Genomic DNA, 26481 nt, shown 5'->3' on the forward strand with positions numbered 1-26481 from the left:
AGACCGGCGACGGGGAAAACTGCCTTGCGGATTTTGCGGATCGAACTCATTCGTCTCCTCGATTTTTTCACTAATACGGTTGGGCTATCAAAGCATTGAAACCATTGCATTTCAAATAGGGCGTTTTCATTAAGGAATGACGAAAATAATAAAAAATAAATCACTTTATATTTATCAAAAGAGATAATTGTTATTATTATCAAATAATTCAATTTTTATATTAATTAATTTAATCGATTCTGAGATTTATAAAGGTATATTTTAATTTACTTTAAAATAAAATATATTGAACTTTAAGTATTCAATATATAATTTATATTGGAATAGACGCATTTTGTTCTTAATTCCGGTGACCTTGAGCTGGCCATAAAGATGGATTATGGGGTAACACAAACGCCTTTAACTTCAACGAACCCGGATGGCTGACTGTGAATTTTGAGAATTATGATATTGTGATCGTTGGAGCCGGTTTCTTTGGTGCAACGATAGCTGAGCGCGTCGCCAATCAATTAGGGCGTAAAGTTCTGATTCTGGATCGCAGAGATCATATCGGTGGGAATGCCTATAGTGAGAATGATGCTCAGACGGGCATTGAGGTGCACAAATATGGCGCACATCTCTTTCACACACCTAACAAGCTGGTTTGGGATTATCTGAACAATTTTACCAAGTTTACTGATTACAAGCACCGCGTATACACGTCTTATAAAGATCAGGTTTACTCGATGCCGATTAATCTGAGCACAGTGTGCCAGTTCTTTGGTCGTCGTATGTCGCCACTGGAAGCCCAGCAATTGGTATTGGAGCAATCACGTGAGCTGGGTGATAGCAAGCCTACAAACCTTGAAGAAAAGGCGATCTCGCTGATCGGTCGCCCACTTTATGAAGCGTTCATTCGTGGCTATACCGCAAAACAATGGCAGACAGACCCACGTGAACTGCCGGAACATATTATTACCCGGCTACCTGTTCGCTACAACTTCGACAATCGATATTTCAATGACGCCTATGAAGGTCTTCCAGTTGATGGGTACACGGCAATCTTTGAGAGAATGCTGTCAAATCCACTGATCCATATTCAGACCGGTGTCGATTACTTTGAAATTAAAGATCAGATTCCTGCCGGAAAGCCTGTTGTTTATACGGGACCCATTGATAAATTCTTTGATTATAAAGCAGGGGAACTCGGGTGGCGTACCATCGATTTCGAGCCTGAGGTTCTGCCAGTGGGAGATTTCCAGGGCACAGCTGTTATGAACTACGCTGATGAGAATGTTCCATTTACACGTATCCTTGAGTTCAGGCACTTCAACCCGGAGCGTGATTATCAAAAAGAAAAGACGATCATTGTTCGTGAATACTCGCGTTCTGCTCAGCGTGGTGACGAGCCTTATTATCCAATCGATACGCAGACAGATAAAAAGACTTACCTTGCTTATAAGGAAATGGCAGATGCCGAAAGCGATGTGATTTTCGGTGGTCGTCTGGGTACGTATCGTTATCTTGATATGCATCAAGCGATTGGGGCTGCATTGAAATGCTATGAAGCAACTGTTGAACCGCGTTTGACTGCCAGTTAGGCCTAAATGCCAATATGATTGGGCATAGCGATTGAGTGGAAACATTCAATCGCTATGTTTGTATAGATTGGTATTTTTCAGAGGAAGGGTTTGATTTGTCTGTCGCAATGGCCGTACTGACGTGCAACCGCCCAGATGACATTAATCGTCTTCTTGATGCATCCAAACAATTAAAGCCGGAACTTGCATCAATTCATCTTGTCGACGCCGGCCAGAGTGGAAAGCCGGATTATGACGGCCTAGATTTGACTTACCACAAGTCGGAAATCAATCTGGGTGGTGCCGGCGGCTTCTCATTTGCGATTCTCTCAGCTCTTGCTTCTGGCGCTGATTGGATATGGATCATGGATGATGATGCCTGCCCGATTGGTGTTGATTGTCTCAGAGTGCTTTTGAATGGCGCCGAAAAGCATAATCTTGATGTGATCTCTCCGCTGATTGTTTCGCCCCAGGATAATCTCAAGACAGCATTTCCATTCAAGATTGGTGGTCGGCTAACGATAGACCGTAAGGCGGTACAGAAGAACGAGTTTATTCCAAACTTAGCGCATTTTTTTAATGGAGCGCTTGTTCGACGTGATGTCTTCTTTAAAGTAGGTATCCCAGATATCCGATTATTCATTCGTGGCGACGAAGTTGATTTCTTGCTGCGTTTGAGGCGAAGTGGGGTGCGCTTCGGCACCCTGACGACTGCATTGGTAAGTCACCCGCCCGTTTGGGGAGAGATCGCCTCGATCATTGAAGACCGGGTTCAGTTGTTGGTGCCTGAAACCAGTTTTAAGAAGTATTATTTCTTCCGAAACAGAGGGTATCTTGCGCGCCGACATCGCCGACCTCTGAGTTTCTTTGCTGATATTATTCTATATCCTTATTATTTCCTGATAAAGAAAAAGCTGGACTGGCGCGGCTTTAACGAATGGTGGCGCGCTTTCTACGACGGACTTTGTTATAGATTTGGCAGAAAGCCTTAATTGCTTGAATGAGAGTGCAAAGCGTGATGGTTGCAGAAAAAAAATACAATCAAAATGTAGCTATCGTTATAGTAACTTATAACAGACATCTTCTGTTGGATGGTCTTCTAAAGAGCATAGCATCACTTGAACGTAAGCCGAAATTTGTCATTGTTGTAGACAATAATAGCGGCGATCAAACCAAGAATATTTTAGGAGAATTTTCTTCTAAAGAACTGGGCTTTGAACTCATAATAAAAAGTCTTGATACCAACATCGGTGGAGCGGGAGGCTTTTCTGTTGGTGTGCAGGAGGCTATGCAGACCACAGCAGATTGGTTCTGGCTCATGGACGATGATGTTATTGTTCTTCCTGATGGCCTGGAAAAAATGATGCGCTGGTCAGACCAGTTCAAGTGTTTTCATGCTGGCAGACAAGATCCAAACGGTGCCCATTACTTCTGTGAGCAATGGGTCAGCGACAGCCTCGCGGTTCAATTGCCTTTTCTCAAAGATCCTTATCAAGGAAAAGGGTACTTCCTGAGCAACTATGGTTGTTTTGAAGGGATGATGATTCATCGCAGTATAGTGAATAAGATCGGGATACCTGATCCGCGTTTCTTTATCGTTTGGGATGATGCGATCTATGGTTGGCTTGCTTCAAAGCACACGGGTGTCGCATTTATCGCTGACGAATGCCTTCAAAAAGTCAGAAGACAGAGGCAGGTGAGCCTCGGCTTGAGACACTTGAATGACTCTAGCAATATTTCCAGATATTACGCAATTAGAAATAGAAAACTTATAAAAGAATATTATAAGAAACATGACAATTATATTCCTGTTATTTTTGAACTAGGCTCACTTCTGGTGTTTGGTAAGGAATTTGTCAGAATGTTGATTGTTGAGAAAAGTATTAAAGGCCTGCCAAGCCTCATGAGAGGGCTTTTGGGAAGAAATATATAGTATTTACTGTGTAGGCACTATTCTCCCGCGCGATAAAATTCAAAGTAAAATCAAAGAGCTTTGTTGCTGCTATATATATGATCTGAAATTGTAATTTTTCTATTTCGTTGGTCCACACGGATTTGTGGGAAGTGGTGGCTTGGTCGTAATGTCTCGCTGGAGATGTGTTTTCTTTTTAAGCAATCTTGCTAATATGATCGCCACTAAAACCAAAATGAGTGGGAGCGGTTCCTTTGGAATTTTGATGAAGCCAGATAGGTGATCTGTTTCCCAAAGCGTAGAAAGTAAAACTTCCGATGGCTAAATATTTATTGATTGGTGCAGTCGGAGGGCCAAATTTTGGTGATGAGGTTATACTTTCTTCTTGGATTAAATTAATTAAAGAATTTGATAGCGGCGCTGTAATACTGTGTGACGGATATAATCCCGATAATGTGGCGCAATTTGTGGGTAGTGATGTATACACATTAAAACCTGATGAAAGCCTTTGGGCATGTACATATTCTGCTGTTTCAGAACAGGTTCAAGGTTCATCAAACTCTTGGGATGAAATTCAGGCTGGTTTTCGAGATGCAGGCAAAGCCCGGAATGTAATCAAATGTGTGGAAGCGGTCAGGCAACATAATATAGATCAAGTCCATATAATTGGTGGCGGATATTTGAATGAATTGTGGCCGGCGAACTACATAATTTTATTATTGGCTCGTCTCATCGCCTGGAGATCTGGGGCCCGTATTATTGCAACAGGCTTAGGGCTTTTACCTACAAAACAAGATGACGTTTCTGGGCTAATCGGTATTTTGTCTACGTTTGATTCCATTGATGTTCGGGACGTTGAGTCTTTTGAGTTATTGAAGGCCCTGCTACCACAGCAGCTGAGTTTTTCAGGCGATGATGCGCTTCTTTTAATAGATAACGGCCATATAGAATATCCACTCCAAAATGTGGATGTTCCTACGCTGGTCATATGTCTTCAGAATGATTTATTTCCCGGAGATGACACTGTTGCCGGTTTGTTTAGTACAACTTCAATAGAGTTACTGAAGTCGTATGGAATTAAGAACATTGTATATGCTGCAGCCATGTCGGCGGACGTGAGGGCGCCCAGCGAGATGCTCCGTCAACAGCTGGAAAGTCATGGCTTTAGTATTTCATCACTGGACCCCAAAGAGCTTGCTGAAGATGGTTTCCCCGTAAGCGCAGGCGGGTTAATTATTACATCGAGATATCACCCGCATTTATTGGCAGCTTTGTCCGGCTTTAACGGGATCGCATTCAGTGCCACAGGGTATTATGATACAAAACATCAAGCTGTTCGTAATATGGGTAGCAAATGGGTGGTGCTTCACAAAGATGATATACATGAGAATTTTCATAAGATCTTGGAAAGAGAATTAAGAAAGCAAACAACGACCTTTAACAAAGCTGTCAGCAGTTCTTTTGTGAAGAAAAAGAAAGAAATTGCTGGTGCTGCGTTAATCCAGCATGAAAAACCGATGGCGCTGCCGTTTCATTTCACAGATATCTGGTCGGATAATCTGCACTCTCTGGCAGTTTCAAATCAAGAATTGGTGGTTGTAAATCAAGAAATTGCAAATCTCAGGGTCAAGTTGCAAGAGTCTCGAATCCTATACGGTCAAGAGATAGCCGAGATTAGCGAGAAACTTAAGCAAGAGAGGACTGAGAAAGATTTGATCTTAAATAGTCGCATGTGGCGGATGACATCGCCTCTAAGATGGTTCTTCTCAAAATTTAGGTAGGCGCTTGCGTCTCTATACGTCCTTGCCCATAGCCGTACGAGGCAGCTATGGGCATGTAAAGCATTAATTAAACAGCCGAATTATGGCCGTTTGGAAGATAGCTTAAGCTTGTTCAGAATAGCTCGGACAACGCCTTTAAATGCGCGCACGCCGAACTCTTCTGGCGATAGGCTCGGGCTTACGCCGCCGCCCCCTGCCGCTTGGTAGTTGGGATCCTTACTGCCGATGTTATTTGATTCCAACCAACGCAGACGAGCTTCAATCTCCAATTCAGGTGTTTTGCGAAGACCAATTGGGTAGGGTAGCGAAAGTCTTTTTTGGTATATTTTCTGAGCATCAGCCACTATGTCCCGGTTTTCTTCCCGCTGATTAAAGTAGGCCATATGAGCGAACGGAATTGAACGCTGACAGAATATAAGTAGTTCATTATTTCTGCAGTATTGATGCATCATATGTTCATCATCTCGACCGCCATCATTGATTTTCTGCCAGAAATCCTTCTCAAAAAGAACGCAGCCAATCGAATATCTATCGGTAGATGGAATCTCAGTTGCCGTTAATGACCTTGTTGCATTTATGAAATTGTCTGGTTTGAGGGTAGTTTCTTCGTGAATCCACCGAGCTAGATATGGAAGCTGCCAAATTGTACCATCAGTACCCGTAACGATTTCTGCGGCTGGGTGGATTTTTTTATCATTGCCAGCTCCAGCGTAATGGTCACGCGCGTACACCTCAAAGTATTTTTCTTCAAGGCGCATGGCTTTCAATGTTTCCGGAAACCCCCAACAATTGTTGTTTATTAAGGGGGTGACATAAGCCAATCGATCGCCGTGTTCTTCGTACTTTTGGTTCCAAAGAGAAAGAAGGTCATCTATCCAACCGGTGTTATTGGAAAAGCGTCATCGTCAACTTTGCAGATCAGATCAAATTCTTTGAATTCATCCGAACTCAAAAGTTCGGATATTGACTTGTAGGGGTAAGCAGGCCCGATATTCTCTATTACACGTATTTGCTTTGGATAAAGAGATTGGTATCTTTTTGCTACCTGCAATGTTCTTTCTGCATCATAACTACCACGACAGTTTTGAAGAATAAAAAAGGGAATGTCCGGGTTTCCATAAGACATATGGCAAGCCAAAGAAAGTTCTGTAGCTTCATAATCTTTACAGGCCAGCATAAGAATTGCTATTTTCTTATTTTGTAAGTTTTTCATAATTATCCCTTTTTTTCCGAGAATAGCTTTTCCCAATATTGTTTTGTGCGAATTTTAGAACATTCAGCTTTATAATCTGTCTGTAATTGAGGGAGATTTTTATAAGTATTAATCCTCGTTCTCAAAAGCCGACGGAAAAATTTTCCGAGTGCTGCTCTGTCACGTTTGAACAATGAGAGGTTCTCTCCCGCGCCATAAACTGCACCGTTTAGTCTTAGAAGGTTCCATGCCCCAGCTTCCCATGGTATCCGCGTATGGGCGTATTTATCTCTCAGTTTTGATTTCGGTAGCAGCAATCCACCCAGAGTAAGCAATCCAATGAAGCAGCGTGCCCGTGGAGACGTTCTTGGCACAGGGACCATTTGGTCAAAATCGCTGGCTGATACTTTTTGAGGGGGATAGCTATTTTTGAACGAACCAAGTTTCTCGAGTGGGGCGGGGTTGTTTGAAAAAAAAGTCGGCCCTTTTACGACATCTTCGATGGCGTCTAATACTGCATGCGAACATGCATATTGATATCTTAACGCCATCAGAACTGCATTCTTCAAACAATGTTTGTAGACGCTTTTGACCTTTTCTGCATCTCCGTGGAGCAAGGCTAAGGCGAGCCAACTTCTATGAGCAAGATATTCAACGGAAGGCGAAACCTTGTATCCAAAGTTCTCACACCACGTCGCAATCCCATTCATCGTTGCTATACGTAGATCGTTGGCGAGACTGAAATCGGTGTCGTCACCACGCACGAAGAATGGAAAGGGGTATTGCGAAATCTCTGACAGAGGAAATGCAAAGAACCACCAGGCGCCATAATTTGCCCAGTCGCCGTAGTCATTGCTTGCAACGGCTGCAATGTCAGATAGGTCACGATTGTGATAATGAGTTGCCCAAACAGGTCCCGATCCGTTCAATAAAAGTGTTGCCCCTTTTTCATATTGAACGGTTGGTGTTTCAGTATGGAACATTCCTCCGGCAATACTTAACTTCACGTCATGTGCATATGACAATAGAGCGCATGTCCGCCAAACGCTCTCCGGTTCGCACGCCGCATCGTCGTCCATGAACAGAGTATGCGTGAATCGGTTTGTGTCTTCTACTTCTTTTAGCCCTCTCGCAAAGCCGCCCGCTCCACCCAGATTGGGGTTTGGGATAAGGTGTACAACCTCACTTGCAACAGATGTATCCAGTGATTGACCGTTATCGATGACGAATAGCTCGATGGGCGTGTGGGGTGAATGGGGAATTATAATGTCATTGAACTTGCGAATAGCCCGTTCAGCCGCCTGTTCGCGCTTAAAGGTCGTGATAACCGCAGCGAGTTTAACCGCGCGCTTTGAGGTCTCAGTCGTTATCCAATCGACACTCTTTATATGAGCGGCTTCGTCCAGAGATTGAATATTGAGGCCAATAATATTGCCACTGATTGTGTCTATACTGGGTACAGATATTAAACTTGTTCCCTCGGATAGATCGATCTCCTTATCAATTATTTTAAATGCAGCGGCAGTTTCTGTGTAGGTAAGCAGTTTAATTAGGAACCTTCCCGTACCTTCTATTCTTATCTTAACATCTTTTATACCTGTTAGGTCAGACCATTTCTTATGGTTAAAAGAATTAAAGAATGTTGATAAATCTAAAATCGTGCCCTTAGAGAGGCTTATGCCGAACATATCGTCTGAAACGGTCGCACCACCATTTGGCCATCTCACGAACAATGATGACTTATCCAGCTCTGAAGCTGTTGGGAATATAACCCTTTGAATTATGTTATATATTTCTTCTTTACTCATGCTCTTTTCCAATGGGAGGGGAGGACGCTCAAAGTTATCGGTTTCTATTGGATGCATGCGGATAGAGCAATAATCAACTGATCATGTTAGCCAATCGTTGGTCCAACAATTAACTTAAACCAAGAGGCATTTGCAATGCCTCTGGTCGGTGGGCCTGGTCAGCCATAATGCAGACATCTAATGTTATCATTGATATGCAAAAACTGCTGAGGTGTTCTAAGTTCTCTAGGTGATAGTTTTATCTGTCCGAATACGAATGAGGTTTTGATGAAAGGAATTATCCTTGCAGGCGGGACCGGTAGTCGGCTTTACCCACTGACAATTGCGGTCTCCAAACAGCTTCTTCCGATTTATGACAAGCCAATGATCTTTTATCCACTAAGCGTACTCATGCTGGCTGGTATAAAAGACATTTTGGTTATCTCGACACCACATGACCTTCCCCTTTTCCGAAATTTGCTGGGTGATGGAAGCGAATTTGGGTTGAATTTCTCATTTGCCGAGCAAAAGAATCCCAATGGCCTAGCCGAAGCTTTCATTATTGGGCGCGGGTTCATCGGCAACGATAATGTGGCAATGATCCTGGGAGATAATATCTATTTTGGGGATGGTCTTTCTTCTCTGTGTCAAACGGCTGCACAGATCAAAAAAGGCGGATCAGTCTTTGCTTATTACGTCGATGATCCACAGCGCTACGGTGTCGTTGAGTTCGATAGGAAGACCGGTAAAGCAATTTCTATTGAAGAAAAGCCGTCCAAGCCAAAGTCGTCTTGGGCTGTAACAGGGCTTTATTTTTACGATAATGATGTTGTTGACATCGCTTCGTCTTTAAAGCCGTCTGGTCGTGGTGAGCTGGAAATAACCGCGATCAACAATGCATATCTAGAACGTGATGATTTGACGGTACAACGGCTTGGGCGAGGTTACGCCTGGCTTGATACCGGGACACATGACAGCTTGCAGGACGCTTCTTCGTTTGTACGTACCATCGAAAAACGACAGGGCATTAAGATAGCTTGCCCAGAGGAAATAGCACTTGAGAATGGCTGGCTCACCGGCGAAGCCGTTCTTGAACGTGCCAGTAGGCTAGGCCAGACCGAGTATGCTGCGTATCTTCGCCGTCGCGTCGAGGAAATTGGAAACGAACGATGATAGTTGGCCAGCTCGAGCTTGACGGTGTTTTTGAAATCAGCCCGCGTAAATTCGGCGATGACCGTGGCTTTTTCTCCGAAACCTACAATGCGAAATCATTCGCCGAAGCCGGTATTGATCTGACTTTTGTTCAGGATAATCATTCCTATTCGGCCGCCAAGGGCGTTGTGCGCGGGCTTCATTATCAGTTGCCGCCATTTGCACAGGATAAGCTGGTCCGCGTGACCCGGGGAGCGATCCTTGATGTTGCGGTCGATATTCGCAAAAGCTCGCCGACCTTTGGCAAGTGGGTGGCGCTGGAAGTCTCCGCTGAAAAGTGGAATCAGATTTTGGTGCCGAAAGGCTTCGCACACGGCTTCATGACGCTGGTTGAGAACACCGAAGTTATCTACAAAGTGACGGATTATTACTCCCCTGAACATGACCGTTCGATCCGATTTGATGACCCGGCGATAGGCATAGACTGGCCGCTGCCTTCTTCAGGTGTACAGCTTTCTGACAAGGATCAGAAAGCCCCGCTTTTTGCCGACGCAGAAGTTTTTGCTTGAGGAATGATATGAATATTCTTGTTACGGGTGGCGCGGGCTTCATTGGTTCTGCAGTGTGCCGTCATCTGGCATCTGATCCCAAGGTCAATGTCGTCAATCTCGACAAGCTGACCTATGCGGGCAATCTGGCGTCCCTGCGTCAGATCGAAAACCATCCGAATTACAGCTTTCTTCAGGCTGACATCTGCGATGATACCGGTGTTCTGGAAGCCTTGCGCGCCAATGAAATCGATGTGGTCATGCATCTGGCTGCGGAAAGCCACGTTGACCGTTCCATCGATGGTCCAGGTGCATTCATCGAAACGAATATTGTGGGAACGTTCCGCCTGCTCAATGCCGCACTCGCTTACTGGCGCGAGTTGCCGGAACCGCGCAAATCGAATTTCCGCTTTCATCACATTTCAACGGATGAAGTGTTTGGAGATCTGCCGTTCGATAGCGGCATTTTCACGGAAGAAACCCCGTATCAGCCGTCGTCACCTTATTCTGCATCGAAAGCGGCTTCCGATCATCTGGTGCGCGCATGGTATGAAACCTATGGTCTGCCGGTCGTGCTGACCAATTGTTCGAACAATTATGGGCCATTCCATTTCCCTGAAAAGCTGATCCCGCTTGTCATTCTCAACGCACTCGATGAAAAGCCGCTGCCGGTTTATGGCGCAGGGGCGAATGTGCGTGACTGGCTCTATGTCGAGGACCATGCCCGTGCTCTGGCACTGGTCGCAACCACAGGCAAGCTGGGTGAAAGCTACAATATCGGTGGGCGCGCAGAACGTACCAATCTGAATGTAGTGGAAACGATCTGCGCCATTCTCGACAAGAAGCGGCCACGTGCAAACGGCAAGAGCTATGCCGATCTGATCACCTTCGTGACGGATCGTCCGGGTCATGACCGTCGTTATGCGATCGATGCTTCGAAGATTGAGCGTGAGCTTGGCTGGAAGCCACAGGAAACTTTCGAGACCGGTTTGGAGAAAACCATTCAGTGGTACCTCGACAATGCCTGGTGGTGGGAGCCGATCCGCAGCAGTACCTATGCGGGCGGGCGTCTTGGCAGCACGCCTGCCAAAGAGGTTAAGGCATGAAAATCCTGGTAACCGGGCGGGAAGGGCAGGTTGTCCAGAGCCTTCTTGAGAAAGCCTCTCAACGTCCGGATCTGCAAGTGATCGCGCTGGGCCGTCCGGAACTGGATCTGGCAAAGCCGGAAACGGTGCATAGGGCTATTGCCGCGATCAAGCCAGACCTCGTCGTTTCCGCTGCTGCCTATACGGCAGTGGATCTGGCTGAAGATGAGCGCGAACTGGCCTTTGCAGTGAATGCAACGGGTGCTGAAGCGGTTGCCGAAGCAGCAAAGGCCTGCGGTGTTCCCATCATCCACCTGTCGACGGATTATGTTTTTGCGGGTGATGCGGAAGAACCCTATGTCGAAGCGGATAAAACCGGACCTCGCAGCGTTTATGGAAGCTCCAAGCTCGAAGGCGAGCGTCTCGTTGCACTAGCCAATCCACGGCACATCATTTTGCGAACGGCGTGGGTCTATAGTCCCTTCGGCAAGAATTTCGTCAAGACGATGCTGAAGCTCGCTGAAACCCGCGATGCTCTCTCGGTTGTTTCTGACCAGAAGGGCAATCCGACCAGTGCGCTTGATATTGCTGATGCGATTATTCAGGTGGCGGATCATCTGGCAGTAACGCCGGACTTCTCCGCTTGTGGTGTTTATCATCTGGTTGGTACAGGTGACACCAACTGGAGCGGTTTCGCGCGCGCGATCTTTGACGAGAGTGCGAGGCTTGGCGGACCGACTGCGACTGTTGCGGATATCGCGACAGCCGATTATCCAACCAAGGCCGCACGCCCCGCCAATTCGCGCCTGTCGACTGCCAAATTCCAGAAAGTGTTCAACTGGTCTGCGCCACATTGGCAATCGTCATTACGGGATGTTGTGACCAGACTGGTTTAGCGCTCCCCACAGGCCCTGGTTCACATCTATGATGCAATGAGAGATCAGGCGACCTTCAGCTCTGCAATCGGCAAGCCGGTGTCGGTCATTTTATTATCGACACCGTTTTCATCAAGAAACTGTTTCATCTCTGCATAGGTTTCAAACCATGCGCGGTTGTATTTGTCGAACAGCGACTGGTCCCAATAATCCTCCAGACGAAATGGTTTGTCACTGAAGACATCATAACTCGGGATTTTATAGGTTTCGGCAAATTCAGCTGTGCGGCTGTCATAGGTAAAGTAGATGGATGGAATGCCGTTGGCGAGCGCCATCAGGTTACCGTGCAGGCGATAGCCAAGGACAAGTTGCTGCTCACGCACAAGATTTTCGTAATCGGCCACGACATCGGAATAGAACATGCGATGGCGATAAAGGTTCTCTATCCCGTCATCGAAATACCAGTCAGCCGTCCAGCGATGTGCTTTGAGAGCTTCTATCGCTTCTTCCTTCTGTTCGGGCGTGCCGAACACCAGTTTTTTCTCCTCAATCTCGCCCTGCGCCATCAATGTCACATCGAAGCGTCCAGCCATTGTGCGGATAAGATCGCGATGGCGGGTCAGATATTGTTCAATGTCCTGCGCGTAAGCTGGCGAAACCTCGCGGCGGACCGTAACGCCGACCTGTTTCACATCTTCGAGCGGCGGCAGTTTGATGCGCAAATGTTGATTGTTGCGACGAAACGCGGTCGGACAGCCAATGATACGGACATTTTGAATGCCAATATCGTTGAGCACTTGCGCTGTATAAGCTCCGCGTACACCGACAGAAACAGTTGAATCGGCGATCATGCGCAGAACCGCTTTTGTTTCTTCTGAAAGCTGAATTTCGCCGCGCACCGGCGCCTGCGCACCAACGCCAAAGGCAATAACAGGCAGTTTCAACCGCTGGAGCACCGGGATCGTGTCGCGCCAGTTCATGTCTTTGTTGATGTAGTTCGAGCCGCGAAGGATCACATAATCATATTCTTCCCGCAGCTGATCAATCTTTTCGGGTGAAAAATTGGTGATCGGCAGCTCGGCGGCTTTCTCGTAATTCATAAGTTTCAGTGAGGATTCAAAAACGAAAGCATCGCCAATATTGTGATAGTGGTTGATGCTGCCCTGCACGTCAGTATGACGGTACCAGCGGACATTGTCGTGATCGTACACTTCTCCCGCAGGGATCATGACGAGGGCGCGTGCCATACGGTCTTCCTTCTGTGTCAATAAGGTCAAGCCAGGCTCAGCTTGCCTGAGAAAGTGTGGTTTCTGTGACCGCTGGTTTCAATCTGCGAGGTTTGGCCTCGCGCAGCTTGTTGTAAAGATCGAGATGTGCGCTCGCACAATCGAGATAGTGAACCGGCTTGCGGATGGATCGATGCAAGCGGTTCCAGATATTCGGATCGCTTAGCACTTCGGTAAAACGGTCAGCCAGATCTTCGGCACTGCGGACGCGGAAATGAAGGCCATCCTCACCATCACGAATTTTTTCTGCCATGCCGCCAATGTTGGAGCAAATGACCGGTCGGCGATGATGCAGAGCTTCCTGAATGACGATGGGTGAGTTTTCCCACCAGATCGACGGCATCACAACCCAGTCTACCGACTGCATGAGACGCGGCATTTCCGCATTCTGATAAGCGCCATAGAAGCGAACGCGCGGACCTGCCTCCTCAATCAGCTTCTGCATGCGTTCCTGAAAGGCTGGCGGTTGCTTTTCAAGGTTGCCACCAAAAATCATCAGGCGGGAGTCCTCGCCCCAGACCTGTTCGGGGACGCGCGACACCGCATCGATAAGCACATCGATACCCTTGAACGGATTGATCTGTCCGAAGAATGCAAAGCGGCTGCGCCGCGGGTCAGGGCCAGTCAGTTCTCGGGGTGGCGTTGTCTGCGTGATCGCGATGCCATTTTCAATGATTGTCATCTTTTCGGGATTGATCCCCCATTCGCGATAACGATTTGCCAGAAATTCACTCGGCGACACAAAAGCATCAGCGAGTTCCAGCATGCCGCGCACAAAGCGTTCGCGCTTCAAAAAGCGGGCAGGCGGTATCTGTGGAAAGCATGCATGGCAATCAATCGGGGAAGCTTCATTGCAGAGCTTTGATGTACCCGCTTTCACCATCTGCCCGTCATTGTTGCAGATGGAAAGGAACTCGTGAAAAGTCACCAGAATGATGCGATCCGGCAAAGTCTCGCGGATGGCATAAAGCGTTTCGAGACCGAGACCGAGCACGTGATGGAAGTGAACGATATCCGGGTCGAAATCGCGCACGAACCGCAAAAGATCGCGGCGGATTTCGTCGGTATTCTTGTTGGACAGATAAAAGTGATCATATTCGTCGGCGTGAAACAGAATCTCGTCACTGGCACGCCGCATGCTCATCAGTGCTGTGGTGCCGTGGCGAGGGATAGGGTGGCTGGCGCGTGCCAGATAAACCGACTGCACGCCCGGTGTTGCATTTAATCCCTTGTGCAGATTGTAGGATGCGATTTCACCGCCGCCGAGCGAGATAGACGGGTGGGCATGGGAAATGACGAGAATACGGAGTTTTTCGCTCATGCGGGCTCCTCCAGCGCGACCTTGCGCTTGCCTGCAAGAATTGCAGACCAGCGTGCATCAAAAACCTGACGATCTATGCGCTCAATAAGCGCGATGGTGGATGCTTTATCCGTGACCGAAACATCATCCGCGCCGAGCATCTGTGCGGAAGGCAGCCAATAGGAGCGCAGACCGGATTGCTTGAGTTTCAAGCCGAGGTCGAGACCCTTTTCATGGGTGCCGAGATAACCGCGGGTAAAACCACCAGCGGTGAATAAAGCTTCGCGGGGCATGATGCAGCATTCGAAGGTTGCTGTTGCCACTTCCGTCAATTGCATGCCCGATATGGCATCAATCGGATAGCCGGCATAACGGCTGATAAGGGCGCGATCCGATTGCGGGCCTGCCACCCATGTTCCCGCCCAGCGGATCGAGTCGTCTTCATAGGCAAGTGTCGGCGAAAGCACGCAATCCTTATGCGTTTCATAGGCACTGATGAGTTTGTTGAGCCAGCCTGAACGGCGCGGCAACAGGGAACCGGCGAGAAAAATGACCTGATCGGTGGAAACCGTTCGCGCACCAACTTCAAACGCATCATAAAGATCTTCTGAGCCGTTGGCCGAAACCAGTCGGATACGCAGTCGATAAAAGTCAGCCAGTCGTCTGATCTGTACGCCGATACGGTCGATGATTTCGGTTGCGGCCGCGATCACAATCGGCGCGATCCGCGTTTCAGGATCAAGTGCCAGCAGAGCAAGCAGCGGTTCGATTTCTTCAACGCGTTCGTCAATACCAATGATGATGGCCGGACCGATTGCATCTTCAAAGGGGCCAAGGTCAACCACACCGAATACTTCCGGTGCAGGACGGTTGACGCCGCGCAACAATGGCACGAGCTGCTGATCGACGATGTGGCGCAACGCCCACGCATTCGGATCGGTGGCACGGAGTTGCCGAACAATCGCATCGCGCGATGTCACACGGGTGGGCGTCAATGGAAAGAACGCGCGGCGACCATCGCTGATTGCGAGCTCCAGATAGAAGGGAGACGTGCTGTCGCCTGCAAGCTCTGGGGCAAAAGCTACAAAACCATGGGCATGGCGATTTGGATCGAGGCCCGCGTTAAAGGGCGGATGATTATCAAACTCGCGGGTCACATCGGAGCGGTCGATGCGCGTCCACGTCGTGTCGATCTGGATGTCGCCGCGATGGCGCCGAAGCCGCACGCTTTCCACGTGATTGTCGGGATCAAGCAGCCAGCCCGAGATCAGTATGCCACTGCCTTCAACCCGAAAGACATTGTCGATGCCCATGCGAACGGGAAAAGGCAGGGCGGAGACGGTATCAGCACCATCGAAACGATTGGCGGCAGAACGCAGGCGCAGAAGAATATCGGTGGAACTGCGTACGCGCGGCAGGATAGCGCGGATATGGGCCGGTGTTTCGCGCGAACCCGAGAGAAGTCTGCGATCATAAACTTCGGTAAAGCGCCAGCCGCGTCGGCCGCGAAACAAAATACGCTCAATATCATTGGCCTCGACCGGCTCATTGGCGAGCAGAAGACCGGCAAATCCAGATGCCTGTTCGTTGAGGTCAGGGCGCGCGAAGACACTGATTGAACATTCTGCAAGCGACGAGTTTTTACCGCTGATCAGAAGCCGTGTTACCGCAGGTGTTAAATCCTGTGCCCAGCCCTGGACGAAAATATCGCCTTCGTCGCTTCCGCCGATCAGTTCAATGCATCCATCCGAACGCGCACCCGCCTGTAGCAGAACGGTGATCGCGGATAATTTCTTCCGGCTGATGGGCCCCGATATCAAGCCCTCAACGAGTTCATCGATGACGCCTGAAAGGCTCGGCCCGGATAAATCCCCGATCATCGCCACGAAATCTGGAACAGATGCCGATCGCGATGCAAAATTATAGCGCGCAACCTTTGCCCGATGCTGGAACATGATGGTCTTGAGGATACCGCGACGCAACACATTCGTCGGCACGATGGCGACAAAGCCATGTGTTCCGGCGGGTGACGGTTCTTTCAATGGCCAGGTTGTGAGGTTTGTTTTTACGCTCATCGCCGGGTCGCCATTGAGAAACGCTGTAACCTGATCGGTGGAGGCACTTCCAATGCCGAGCACCAGGACGAGCGTGTCCTCAATCACGCATCCCACCACCATTTCGCCTTCCATGATCATGGGAGGGCGCTCGGTCGTGCGGCCATTTCTGGCAGCGGATTGTATGTTTGGCCTTTCATCCTGTGTCATGCGGCGACCTCAGGGCATGACGGCGAGTGTGAGAAGGGCGCCCGCGACAAAGCCGGTCAAGACGGCGGCGAGCACGAAGAGAACTTTGATGTCGCCGCTGCTCCGCTTGCGGACGTCTTCCATACGCTGCTCAAGACCGGCCACGACACCATCCATGCGCATGATATGCACATCAAGCTCGGTCATGCGCTGGTGCAGATCGGTGCGCAGGGCATCGACCGAACCGGCAATGTCGAGCAGGTCTGTGGATGAAGCGTTGCCAGCGCTGTCGATGGTGGGGGCTGCTCGTTGCAGCGAGCGTTGGTTCACTTGCAACTGGCGTTGGGCTGCCATCAGCATGTCGAGCTTGTCGAGGATGCGGGTCATCGGCGCTGCGATCAGCGCTTCGGCCGCCTGCTCATCGGGCTTTGGCACACGCAGTTTCTGTTCTGCGCCTGTCGCATTGGCGGCAACCACGACCAGTTCGCCTGCGCGAGCGACTGCAAATTGCGGCAGCATCACCTCAAACGCATGCATGCCGTCGCCGATGCCATTGCGCTTCAGATCGGGTCTGTCCTTATCTGCAGGCGCTTCGGCAATTGGCTTGTCATCGAGCAGAACGCGAATAATGAGCCGCTCTGTCGGGTAGGAAGGATCGAACGCCCAGCCGTAGAGGCGGCCTTCTTCGATGGCGTCAACGCGTCCTTTCATGGCTTCGGTCCTTTGAGGTGTCGGCGAAGCACTTTGTGCTTCAGCCGGCTTTTGTGCCCCCTCGGATGGAATTTTGGTCGCGATGTTCATGATCTACCTCTCATGCTGCCTCGACGCGAGCCGCGCGCAATGCCCCGATCATGTCGAGATAGCGGGCTGCGGTGGTGTCGATGGTGTCCGGGTGTCGTGCGTTTTCGCCAAGCGATTGGCGCAGGTCGGGGGTTTCCGCCATGCGTCGCATTGCTTGGGCAAGCGCCAGCGGATCATTGGGCGGAACGGTGAGGCCGTTGATGCCATCTGTGATCATCTCGGCCATTCCGCCAATATTGCTGCAAATGACAGGGCGGTTCTGCCCCTGTGCTTCCTGAATGACGAGCGGCGCATTCTCCCACCAGATCGAGGGCATGATTGCGCAATCGACAGACTGGATGAGTTGAGCGATATCTTCCCGGCGATAAGCGCCGCGACGCTGCACGACCGGCCATGTATTCGCAAAAAGCTGGTCGATTTCGCTGACAAAGCTTTCGCTCTGGAAAAGGGCTGCTCCGTGAACGCGCAGCTCGAAATCGAAGCCTTCGGAAATCAGTTGTTGGGCTGCCTCAAGCAGGACTGTCGCGCCCTTCCATGGATTGAGATTGCCAAAATAGCCGAAGGTCGGCTTTGTCCGTTCCTGCTGTTGAAATTCGACTGCTGGTCGTTCGGGCTGGCCGTTGGGAATGACCTCAATGCGATCTTCTGCAAGGCCCCATTCGACATAGCGTTGTTTGAGAAATTCGCTCGGTGAGACGAAGGCATCGACGGCGCTGAGCAGCGATTTGATGTGTCTCTCACGCAATACGAACTTGTCGAGCGCAATGTCTTTGAAGCAGGCATGGCAACGGTCAGGGCTTGCACCATGGCAAAGTTCCTTGCCGGTGGTGCGAACCATCAGGCCGTCATGGTGGCAGATGGGATAATAATCATGCAGCGTCAGAACGATACGGCAATCGGGCAGCGTGCGGCGCACGATATGCGGGAATTCTGCGCCCAGCAGCAACAGATGATGCAGATGCACGACATCGGGTCTGAAATCGCGCAGCAGTTCGACGATATCCGGCACAATGCCGTAAAGATCGATCTGGCTCATATAGAAGCGATCAAAGTGCCCCGACCACAGCAGAATTTCATCGCCGCCATTGCCGATGCTCTGGAAGCTTGTGCCGGGACGTGCTTCACGATGCACCTTGTTGGTAGCACCCATGAACATCGCTTCGCATCCCGCGCGCTGATAGGCACGAAACAGGTCATGGGCGAAAATTTCCGTTCCGCCCGGATGAAGCGATGGATGGTTATGGGCTGCAATGAGCACGCGCGGGGCCATCAGGCGACACCTCCGTGCGAAGCGATAAAAATATCCTGATAATGATCGGCATCGATGCCGCGCCAATGTCCAAAGGACTTTGTTTGAAGCTCCAGTTTGGCGCCTATAAGCGCACGATCCAGAAAGCCGTTTTCAAAACCAACCGCTGCAAGGGGCGGAAGTTCCGGCACAAACCAGCATGGCCCACTGCCATGACGTTCAAAGGCCAGGCGCTTGTCGCGTTTGCCAAAGCGGTCGCGGGCTGCGACATCATCAACGACAAATGCGGTCATGAAGAGTTTTCCGCCCGGTGCAAGCACACGTGATATCTGCTCGAGATAGGTTTTCACTTCATCAGATGGCAGATGTGTAACCACAGACGTCATGATGACAAAGTCAAAACTTCGGTCGGCAAAGGGAAGCGTCAGGCTTAAGCCGTTCACAGCGCCTTTCGGATTGTAGAGGTCATGCGCGATATCGATATGACGGAACTCGAAATTCGGATAACGCGCAGTGATATTCTGACGACACCAATTGACGCCGCCCGATACCGGATCGATACCGGCATAGCGTGCTTTTGCCATATCGAGATATTGCGTGAGCGGGACTGCCATGCGGCCAATCCCCGAGCCAATATCAAGCACGCGTGCATCGGGCTTCAGGCCACCTTTGCGGATGAAATGGCCAAGAAACTCAGCGCCAACCGCACGATAATCTCCATCGCCGACAAAAACGCTGTTCGGGTCGGGCGAAGGCAGAAAGCGGTTCTTCAAAACAGATTGTGTCAGCCAGTCAATCTGTTCGTCGGGTATTGCTGGTTTGGCTTCAGGTTCTGATTGTTTCAGCATTACCACTTCGGTCAAGCGGCGCTCCTTTCAGATTTGGCCACGATCACATTCGAAGGAACCGCCATTGGGTTCTCATCTTGGGGTGGCGTCATCAGTTCTGTGATTGCTTCATCCCAGCGCTGCGTATGCAGCCAGGAATTATATTGGCTGGCGAGGCCGCGCATGTAGTCCGCACTGCGGCGGATGGAGCGGCGTTCAAAATGGTAAAGGGCGACATCTGGTTCGTAGAATATCTGGAAACCGAGCTGGCGGATCTTCAGGCACAGATCGCTGTCTTCGTAGTCACCGATGACATAATCCTCGCTATAGCCGCCCACGAGATTGAAGATATCCTTGCGGGTAATCAGGCATGCGCCGGTGACGCCCGGAACAGCCCGTGCACGGCGCGCCGGTGCGTAATTACCGGGCATACCTTTGTGATAGTGATGATTGAGCCAGATGCCCTGACGATCACGGGCGAAATAGAGCCCGGCATGTTGCAGAGAGCCATCTTCGAACAGCAAGCGCGGACCGATTGCGCCAAGCTTCGGCTCATCGAACAAGGGCCGGATGAGCTGCTGCAACCAGCCGTGCTCGGATGGCACCACGTCTGAGTTCAGCATGACGATGGTCGTGCCGGTTGCAAGGCTTGCACCTGCATTGCAGGCGCGGGCATAGCCGCCATTGCGGTTCATGATCGCAAGCTTGAAGGGCATATCATGAAGGATGTGCAGGCCACCCAGCATATGTTCTGTGTCGTCCTGAATTTCAGGAGAATCGAGCACGAAGATGAATTCGGCGTTTTCCATCAGCCATGGATCGGTTGCCATGGATGAAAACTGAAACCGCAGAAAATCGAGATTGCGATAAAGCGGGATGACGATGGAAGCGAGCGGAGAAGCGGGCGTCTCTCCAAACTCTTTGAGTTCAGAAATTCTTACTGTTGCGCCGAGTTTCTTTTCAACTTCCATCAGGGCAGGAGCCAATATTTGCTCAAACACATGCGGTCGTGCTTGCTGTGGTGGAACTGAACGCAGAATTCTGTTGCGCTGTGCAGAAGCTTCGAAGGGTTGTGGCGCTGGTACCAGCGGTGCGGTTGCGCCGGACGAAAGAAGCATCTGAAAGCGCGGCTGTAAAAGCGGTCCGAGGTTTTTAGCCGATGGCAGCCAGGCAACAAAGCCCGTTACATCTTGCTGTGGCGCATCTTCACGCTTCGCGATCTTGCCTGCGAATTTATGGAAATGCGGTTTCAAGGAAACTGCGTTGCCACTTTCAGGCAGATATTCGATATCAGCAAGCAAATTGGCAGGATCGTGCATCCAGCCACCAACGATCAGCCCGCCATCCAGCGCCAGAGCGAGGTCGATTTCCGCTGCTGGATGGATGGCTGATTGTGCGATTTGACGAGTGGGTAGCGGAGAGCGTGTCTGCAAATCAATTGCCACCGCATTGCCCGCGGCACTGAGTTTTCCCAATTGGCGCACAAGGAACTCGCGTAAATCGCCATTTCCCTGCCATTTGCTCCACCATTTGGTGAAGTCCGTCTGTTCTGATGTGCGTGCTGCCAGTTTGCGGACAGCAACGCCTTTTTGACCGGCTAAGATCAGTAACAGGGAAGACGGCAGATCCTGCGGCGCTTCCACCAGCAAATGGCACGGTTGCCACGCGTTGCGCGTTTGCTTGCCCGCGACGAAACGCGGAGGGATCACCATCACACTGCCCGCTGTAACGCCGTAAATAGCTGAAACTTCGCCGAGCATCGGATCGACGGCGGTCTCCAGCAGGTGATGCCCTTGAACGGGTTCGCCGCAATATTGCGCTTCACGCGGCTCCGGCGTTAACGCGAGGGTCAGATCACGCACGAGGGATGCAAATGTCTGATTACGCGAGAGCCTGAATGTGCTGCGCCAGGTGGTGAGAATGTTGGTCAGAAGCTTGATATGGCCGGGCAAAGTGAGGTCGCTGACGACGTGATGCACGTCGAAAGCTGCAAGTTCATTTGCCGGATAAAGGATTGCTTGCGCCGTAGGCCCGAGCGAACCTGCGGAAAGCGATAATTCGATTGGTTCGGTGCCGGTCCGCATGGTCCAGAACATGCGCATGCCGCCACTTTCGAGCGGGATTCCAATGCTGAGCAGGGGAACGGACTGGACAGACATGTCCAGCGTGCATTTGGTCGTTGAGCGAGCCGGGCCGGGAATATCCCAGATGACCACAGCCACATCGGCGCAAAGACGGCAAATGGAGAGGTTCTCAGTTTTGCTTTCAGTGTCCGCCGAATGGTCGAGGTTCAATTTGAGCGCCCTTTCATTCTTGTTGGAGATGCAAACCCGGACGCATTGCTAAGCAGAATGCGGCAGGACAAAGATTGAGGTCAGAAGGCAGTTGAAGAAGGAACGTGCCCGACGGGAGGATGTCGGGCACGCACTCAATCGTTCAATCAGTGAACAGTGAAGTACTGGTCGGGATGGGCCTGTACGTCGTCTGCACTGGTATTCACGAGGGTAACGGTATCGCCATTGCCGAGGTCGACAACAACATTTCCACCAACCTGCGTGACGCGATCTGCAAGGTCATCCGCCGAATTAACATCAAGGCCGTTAATACCCTGCTGGATCTGGAGGATGTCTTCACCTGGGTTGAAATCAAGGATGACGTCGTTTCCGCCGCCGCCGTTGAACAAGAAGACGTCACTACCGGCACCGCCGATAAGGACGTCATTGCCGGCACCGCCATCGAGGATGTCGCTGCCATTCCCACCGTAGAGAATGTCATTGTGGGCGCCGCCATAGAGCAGGTCGGAGCCGTTGCCGCCCTGGAGAATGTCATCTCCATTGCCGCCATACAGCACGTCGCTGCCATTGCCGCCGCTCAGGACGTCGTTTCCTTCATTGCCGAAGAGAATGTCGGTCCCGTTTTCGCCGAACAGGACGTCGTTACCTGTGCCGCCGAAAAGAATGTCACTCCCGTTACCGCCGAAGACGGTGTCGTTACCATCGCCTCCGAATACGAGATCATCACCGCCATGGGCGCGGATGAAATCGTCAAAGCGAGAGCCGAACAACACGTCGTCGTAGGCGCCGCCTTCTAAAGTGGCCATCTGCTTCTCCTTGTGTTCCTGTATGGGGTGTTCCTGTATGGGTTTACAAAAAGGCCGGAAAATGGTCCGACCATTATGCTTGTAGTAGTCTGCGCCGCATCAATTACAATTGCAACATTATTAGTTGGTATAAATTTGGCAGGTATAAGTAACAAATTATTACTGACGATTTATATTTCAGTTTTATAAACAGAAATATAATGTATATTTACAATGATTATAATTTTTATTTATATTGTATTTGAAGGTAAACTATTTTCAAATTTGAAATATCCCCTATGAGGAATAATTTTGAATATATTTCAATAGTTTGACACAAGACGCATTGCGCCTTGCGCAAAATGAGTGCGCTGGAGAATTTCAACCTATGGATGATTTATATTGAGGCATACTCTTCCTGCCGGACTACTGATCTGAAGCGCAGATCAGCAGTCCAATCGGGGTTAGTCCTCACGGAAGGCCCTGTTGAGGCTGTCGGTAATCGGCGAAACGAGGTAGTCGATTGCTCTGCGTTCTTTGTGGACAATGATGACTTCAGCAGGCATCCCCGGATAAAGCCTTGCTGTTGGATTGGCGACCATGGCTTCAGGTGTGATTTCGGCACGCGCCACAAAATAAGCGGTATCTGTCTTTTCATCGAGCGATTGATCGGCGGCAATATAGGTCAGTCTGCCATCAAGTGGTGCCATTGAGCGCTGGTTATATGCGGTCAGGCGGATCTGCGCGCTTGATCCCACCGAGATGCTGTCGATATCCCGTGGACTTATTTTCATTTCGATGACCATTGGTTCGTTTTCAGGCACAATATCCATGATAGGCTCGCCCGGAGCCACAACGCCGCCCGGTGTGCGCAACCGGATATTGGCGACAATGCCTTGCTGCGGGGATCGAACTTCGACACGGCGCATGACATCCTTGGCAGCAACGATCCTCTCTTGCACGTCTGATAGCTCGACCTGACTTGAGGTGATTTCACCGGCAATTTCTGACTGCAGATCGCTCTCAATGCCAGTGAGTGCAAATTCCGCGCCGGCTTTGGCCTGTCCGGCTTTGGCCTTGTCGCCAGCATATTCGCCGCGATCTCCTGCAAGCTGGCTCAAGCGTGTGTCGATTTCAGTGAGCTTCGACTTTTGGGCGAAACCTTTTTCAACAAGGCTCGCAATTGCCCGACGCTGCTCGCTGATCAGCTCAATCTGACGATCTGCGGCCGTAATCTGCGAGGTCGAGGCCTTCTCCTGTTCGGTATATTGCTCAATGGTTTTTTGTTGAATGTCGATTTTGCTCAGCTTCTGAGCAAGGCGCTTTCGAAAGAAAATATTCTCGGCTCGTATTGCGTTTTCCGCATTTTCCCCACCCTCGGCAAATTTGTCCGGAAAGGTGATCTCCTTGTCGCCGGATTGTTCCGCACGAAGACGGGCAAGCTTGGCAATCAGTCCTATGCGACGGCTTTCCAGCGATTGCAGTTCAGAGCGTGCTTTGGTTGCATCAAGCATGAGAAGCGGCTGGTTAACGGTAACGATGTCACCTTCCTGCACCAGCAATCGATCAAGAATTCCGCCTTCGAGATGGCTGATCGTCTTGCGCTTGGAATCAACGATCACCGTGCCAAGCGCTACCGCGGCACTGCCGAGATTTGCCGAATAAGCCCAGGCGAAGAAGCCGCCAAAAGCAACGCCGATCGTAGCAAGGCCTGCAATGATGAGACCACGCAAGGGTGACTTGGAATCTTCCTGTTCAATGTCGTGCGCCCATTCAGGTTTAACTGAGCCAAATCGGGTGAGAGACTTGTGATCGGATGATTCTGCACGCGGCGCGAGCAGGCTGGAAACACGACGCGGAATAACGGACTTGCCTATCATGCGCTTGCCGCTCCCATTTGAGGGCCATTACTGGCCGGAGTGAGTGAGGAGACTACGTCCGTTCGTGGACCGAACTGCGTGATACGCCCATTGTCGAGCACCAGAAGCTTGTCAGCGACCTGCATGATAGATGGGCGGTGTGCAATCATGATGACGATAGCGCCATCGTCGCGCGCATGTTCGATGGCGCGCATCAATGCACGCTCACCGACTGCATCGAGATTGGAATTCGGCTCATCGAGAACGATTAGTCGGGGTCGATTGTAAAGGCAGCGTGCCAGTCCGATGCGTTGACGCTGACCACCTGAGAGTGTCAACCGGCCATCGCCGACCGGGGTGTCATAGCCAAGCGGCATTCGCCCGATCATTTCATGCACATCAGCAAGGCGCGCTGCTTCGAGAACCCGTTGCGGATCGCTGTCGCCCATGCGTGCGATGTTGTCTTTGATCGTTCCATCCAGAAGCGAAACCGATTGCGGGAGATAGCCAGCGATCTCGCCGAATGAACCGCGCTCCCAGAGGTAAACGTTGTTGCCGTCCAGAAAGACGCCGCCTGAGGTTGGCTTCACGATACCAATCAGCAGTCGTGCCAGGGTGGATTTACCCGCTGCGGAAGGTCCAACGATTCCGAGAACTTCGCCGGGTGAAATGGCAAAGGAAATCCCCTTGATGATCGGCACATCGACGCCGGGTGCCGCATAGATCAGCTTGTCGATGACCAGATCGCCATTTGGACGGGGGGTTGGCATGGTCTGACGGATGGCAAGATTCTCGGAAAGCAGCGACTGAACACGTTTCCAGCTCGCGATCGCGCTTACCCATTGGCGCCAGTTTTCGACGATGCGGTCAAAAGGCATCAGCAAGCGGCCAATGATAATGCTGGTCGCGATCATTGCGCCAGCCGTGATTTCCTGCTGCATGGCGAGAAGTGTGCCGGCACCCAGTGAGCCGATCTGCACGATGAAACGTGCGGTGCGTGCGATGGATGACATAGCGCGTGCGCGTGTTCCGCCCAGATCAAGCACGTCAAGCGCCTGCATCTGCATCACACGCCAGCGTCGGGCCAGTGCGGGAAGCATGCCCATGGCTTCAATCACTTCTGCATGTCGCAGACTGCTGCCGATTTTTGCAACAGCTTCGACATTGGCCTGATTGGCTTCCTGAATGAGATTACGGGTCAAAAGATCGGTCAATACGCCACAAGCGACCAGAATAATCACTGCGACGAGGCCAATCAGACCCAGCATTGGATGCAGCATAAACAACACGCCGAGGAAGATTGGTGACCAGGCGGCATCGAGCGGCGCATTGATCGCAGGCGAGGTCAGAAAGCTGCGCAGTTCCGTCAAATCGCGCAATGTCTGGGTGGCTTTTGGCAGTCCCTGATTGACGGAAGCCTGAACCGCCGCCGTGAGAACTGCGAGGTTTAGCCGACGAACAAGTGCACTGCCCATGGCCTGAAAAGAGAGGGCCCGGATGTATTCCAGCACACCAAACACCAGCATGGCGCCGATCGCAAGAATCGTCAGCATGGTCAGTGTGTCCATGCTTCGGCTGTTCAGCACCCTATCATGCACCTGCAACATATAGAGGGGTACAGTGAGTTGTAGCAAATTGATACAGGCACTCAAAAGCACCGCATAAAGAAGGCCTGACAAGAAAACGCGCCGGGCCTTGAAAATAAGGCTTTTGGACGTAGTTACAGAATCGTCTGGCCTTTTTTTATCCGTTGGGCTCTTGCCAATTGGATTGTTTTCGCGAGTATCATTCATACGCGATCTGCCTTGTAATGGTCACAGGTGGCGGATATCCCTAAAAAGTGTGGTCTAGTTCTCAAGATCAGTAAAGTAATACTGCAGAGAATGTGACAGAAAAAAGTTTTTGCGGCGGGGAAATGCGAAAGGAGCCAAATAAATATAACTGCA

The 26481-nt window shown here is 50.5% G+C and carries 21 protein-coding genes; 8 read left to right on the top strand and 13 right to left on the bottom strand.

What is annotated here, in order from left to right; genetic code table 11:
* Positions 1–428: 428 nt before the first annotated feature.
* The 4 genes from glf (at position 429) to CEV33_RS13920 (ending at position 5252) form a co-directional block, all read left to right on the top strand.
* Entirely contained in the window at positions 429–1580 is a 1152-nt protein-coding gene (glf, locus tag CEV33_RS13905) for a UDP-galactopyranose mutase (protein WP_094541049.1), read from the top strand.
* Positions 1581–1615: 35 nt separating this feature from the next.
* The gene (locus CEV33_RS13910; RefSeq protein WP_208620200.1) at positions 1616–2551 is read left to right on the top strand and encodes a glycosyltransferase; all 936 of its coding nucleotides are present in this window, start codon (positions 1616–1618) and stop codon (positions 2549–2551) included.
* A gap of 26 nt (positions 2552–2577) precedes the next feature.
* Positions 2578–3492 carry a glycosyltransferase gene (locus CEV33_RS13915; protein ID WP_235818442.1) on the top strand — a complete coding sequence of 305 codons (915 nt, stop codon included), beginning with the start codon at positions 2578–2580 and terminating at the stop codon, positions 3490–3492.
* Positions 3493–3788: 296 nt separating this feature from the next.
* Positions 3789–5252 carry a polysaccharide pyruvyl transferase family protein gene (locus CEV33_RS13920; RefSeq protein ID WP_094541052.1) on the top strand — a complete coding sequence of 488 codons (1464 nt, stop codon included), beginning with the start codon at positions 3789–3791 and terminating at the stop codon, positions 5250–5252.
* An 80-nt stretch (positions 5253–5332) separates the two neighbouring features.
* Here CEV33_RS13920 and CEV33_RS13925 read toward each other — a convergent pair whose 3' ends face one another.
* From CEV33_RS13925 to CEV33_RS13935, 3 genes are read right to left on the bottom strand one after another with little or no spacing between them, the layout of a single operon-like run.
* Positions 5333–6073, bottom strand: a complete 741-nt coding sequence (locus CEV33_RS13925; protein WP_141211591.1) for a hypothetical protein — start codon at positions 6071–6073, stop codon at positions 5333–5335.
* A 50-nt stretch (positions 6074–6123) separates the two neighbouring features.
* Complete coding sequence (locus CEV33_RS13930; protein WP_094541054.1) at positions 6124–6465, bottom strand: hypothetical protein; 342 nt, start codon at positions 6463–6465, stop codon at positions 6124–6126.
* 2 nt (positions 6466–6467) lie between these two features.
* On the bottom strand, positions 6468–8252 hold the full coding sequence (locus CEV33_RS13935) for a glycosyltransferase family 2 protein (protein ID WP_167388170.1): 1785 nt from the start codon (positions 8250–8252) through the stop codon (positions 6468–6470).
* Positions 8253–8519: 267 nt separating this feature from the next.
* On the opposite strand from CEV33_RS13935, the gene rfbA reads away from it, so the two are divergent.
* From rfbA to rfbD, 4 genes are read left to right on the top strand one after another with little or no spacing between them, the layout of a single operon-like run.
* Positions 8520–9404, top strand: coding sequence for a glucose-1-phosphate thymidylyltransferase RfbA (rfbA, locus tag CEV33_RS13940; protein WP_094541056.1), 885 nt, complete (start codon positions 8520–8522; stop codon positions 9402–9404).
* The gene (gene rfbC / locus CEV33_RS13945) at positions 9401–9952 is read left to right on the top strand and encodes a dTDP-4-dehydrorhamnose 3,5-epimerase (RefSeq protein WP_094541057.1); all 552 of its coding nucleotides are present in this window, start codon (positions 9401–9403) and stop codon (positions 9950–9952) included. Before rfbA ends, rfbC begins: the two co-directional genes overlap by 4 nt.
* A gap of 8 nt (positions 9953–9960) precedes the next feature.
* Positions 9961–11037, top strand: coding sequence for a dTDP-glucose 4,6-dehydratase (gene rfbB, locus CEV33_RS13950; RefSeq protein WP_094541058.1), 1077 nt, complete (start codon positions 9961–9963; stop codon positions 11035–11037).
* The gene (gene rfbD / locus CEV33_RS13955) at positions 11034–11912 is read left to right on the top strand and encodes a dTDP-4-dehydrorhamnose reductase (RefSeq protein WP_094541059.1); all 879 of its coding nucleotides are present in this window, start codon (positions 11034–11036) and stop codon (positions 11910–11912) included. The genes rfbB and rfbD overlap by 4 nt, the downstream gene beginning before the upstream one ends.
* 44 nt (positions 11913–11956) lie before the next feature.
* Here the strand turns inward: rfbD and CEV33_RS13960 are convergent, their stop codons facing one another.
* The 10 genes from CEV33_RS13960 to CEV33_RS14005 form a co-directional block, all read right to left on the bottom strand.
* Positions 11957–13138, bottom strand: a complete 1182-nt coding sequence (locus CEV33_RS13960) for a polysaccharide pyruvyl transferase family protein (RefSeq protein WP_094541060.1) — start codon at positions 13136–13138, stop codon at positions 11957–11959.
* Positions 13139–13175: 37 nt separating this feature from the next.
* Positions 13176–14498, bottom strand: a complete 1323-nt coding sequence (locus CEV33_RS13965) for a glycosyltransferase family 4 protein (RefSeq protein ID WP_094541061.1) — start codon at positions 14496–14498, stop codon at positions 13176–13178.
* Positions 14495–16741: a hypothetical protein gene (locus CEV33_RS13970; RefSeq protein WP_094541062.1), complete on the bottom strand. Its 2247-nt coding sequence runs from the start codon at positions 16739–16741 to the stop codon at positions 14495–14497. Before CEV33_RS13970 ends, CEV33_RS13965 begins: the two co-directional genes overlap by 4 nt.
* A 9-nt stretch (positions 16742–16750) precedes the next feature.
* A complete protein-coding gene (locus CEV33_RS13975) occupies positions 16751–17521 on the bottom strand; it encodes a hypothetical protein (protein ID WP_094541063.1) in 771 nt (256 codons plus the stop codon).
* 10 nt (positions 17522–17531) lie between these two features.
* The gene (locus CEV33_RS13980; protein WP_094541064.1) at positions 17532–18791 is read right to left on the bottom strand and encodes a glycosyltransferase family 4 protein; all 1260 of its coding nucleotides are present in this window, start codon (positions 18789–18791) and stop codon (positions 17532–17534) included.
* Positions 18791–19633 (bottom strand): class I SAM-dependent methyltransferase, encoded by an 843-nt coding sequence (locus CEV33_RS13985; protein WP_094541065.1) that lies wholly within the window; start codon positions 19631–19633, stop codon positions 18791–18793. The genes CEV33_RS13980 and CEV33_RS13985 overlap by 1 nt, the downstream gene beginning before the upstream one ends.
* Positions 19630–21891, bottom strand: a complete 2262-nt coding sequence (locus CEV33_RS13990) for a glycosyltransferase family 2 protein (RefSeq protein ID WP_094541066.1) — start codon at positions 21889–21891, stop codon at positions 19630–19632. Before CEV33_RS13990 ends, CEV33_RS13985 begins: the two co-directional genes overlap by 4 nt.
* Before the next feature lie 146 nt (positions 21892–22037).
* Positions 22038–22697, bottom strand: coding sequence for a calcium-binding protein (locus tag CEV33_RS13995; protein WP_094541067.1), 660 nt, complete (start codon positions 22695–22697; stop codon positions 22038–22040).
* A 443-nt stretch (positions 22698–23140) separates the two neighbouring features.
* Positions 23141–24556, bottom strand: coding sequence for an HlyD family type I secretion periplasmic adaptor subunit (locus CEV33_RS14000; RefSeq protein WP_094541068.1), 1416 nt, complete (start codon positions 24554–24556; stop codon positions 23141–23143).
* Entirely contained in the window at positions 24553–26328 is a 1776-nt protein-coding gene (locus tag CEV33_RS14005; protein WP_094541069.1) for a type I secretion system permease/ATPase, read from the bottom strand. Before CEV33_RS14005 ends, CEV33_RS14000 begins: the two co-directional genes overlap by 4 nt.
* Between the last annotated feature and the right edge of the window lie 153 nt (positions 26329–26481).

The organism is Brucella grignonensis (assembly GCF_002252505.1).
Taxonomy (GTDB): domain Bacteria; phylum Pseudomonadota; class Alphaproteobacteria; order Rhizobiales; family Rhizobiaceae; genus Brucella; species Brucella grignonensis.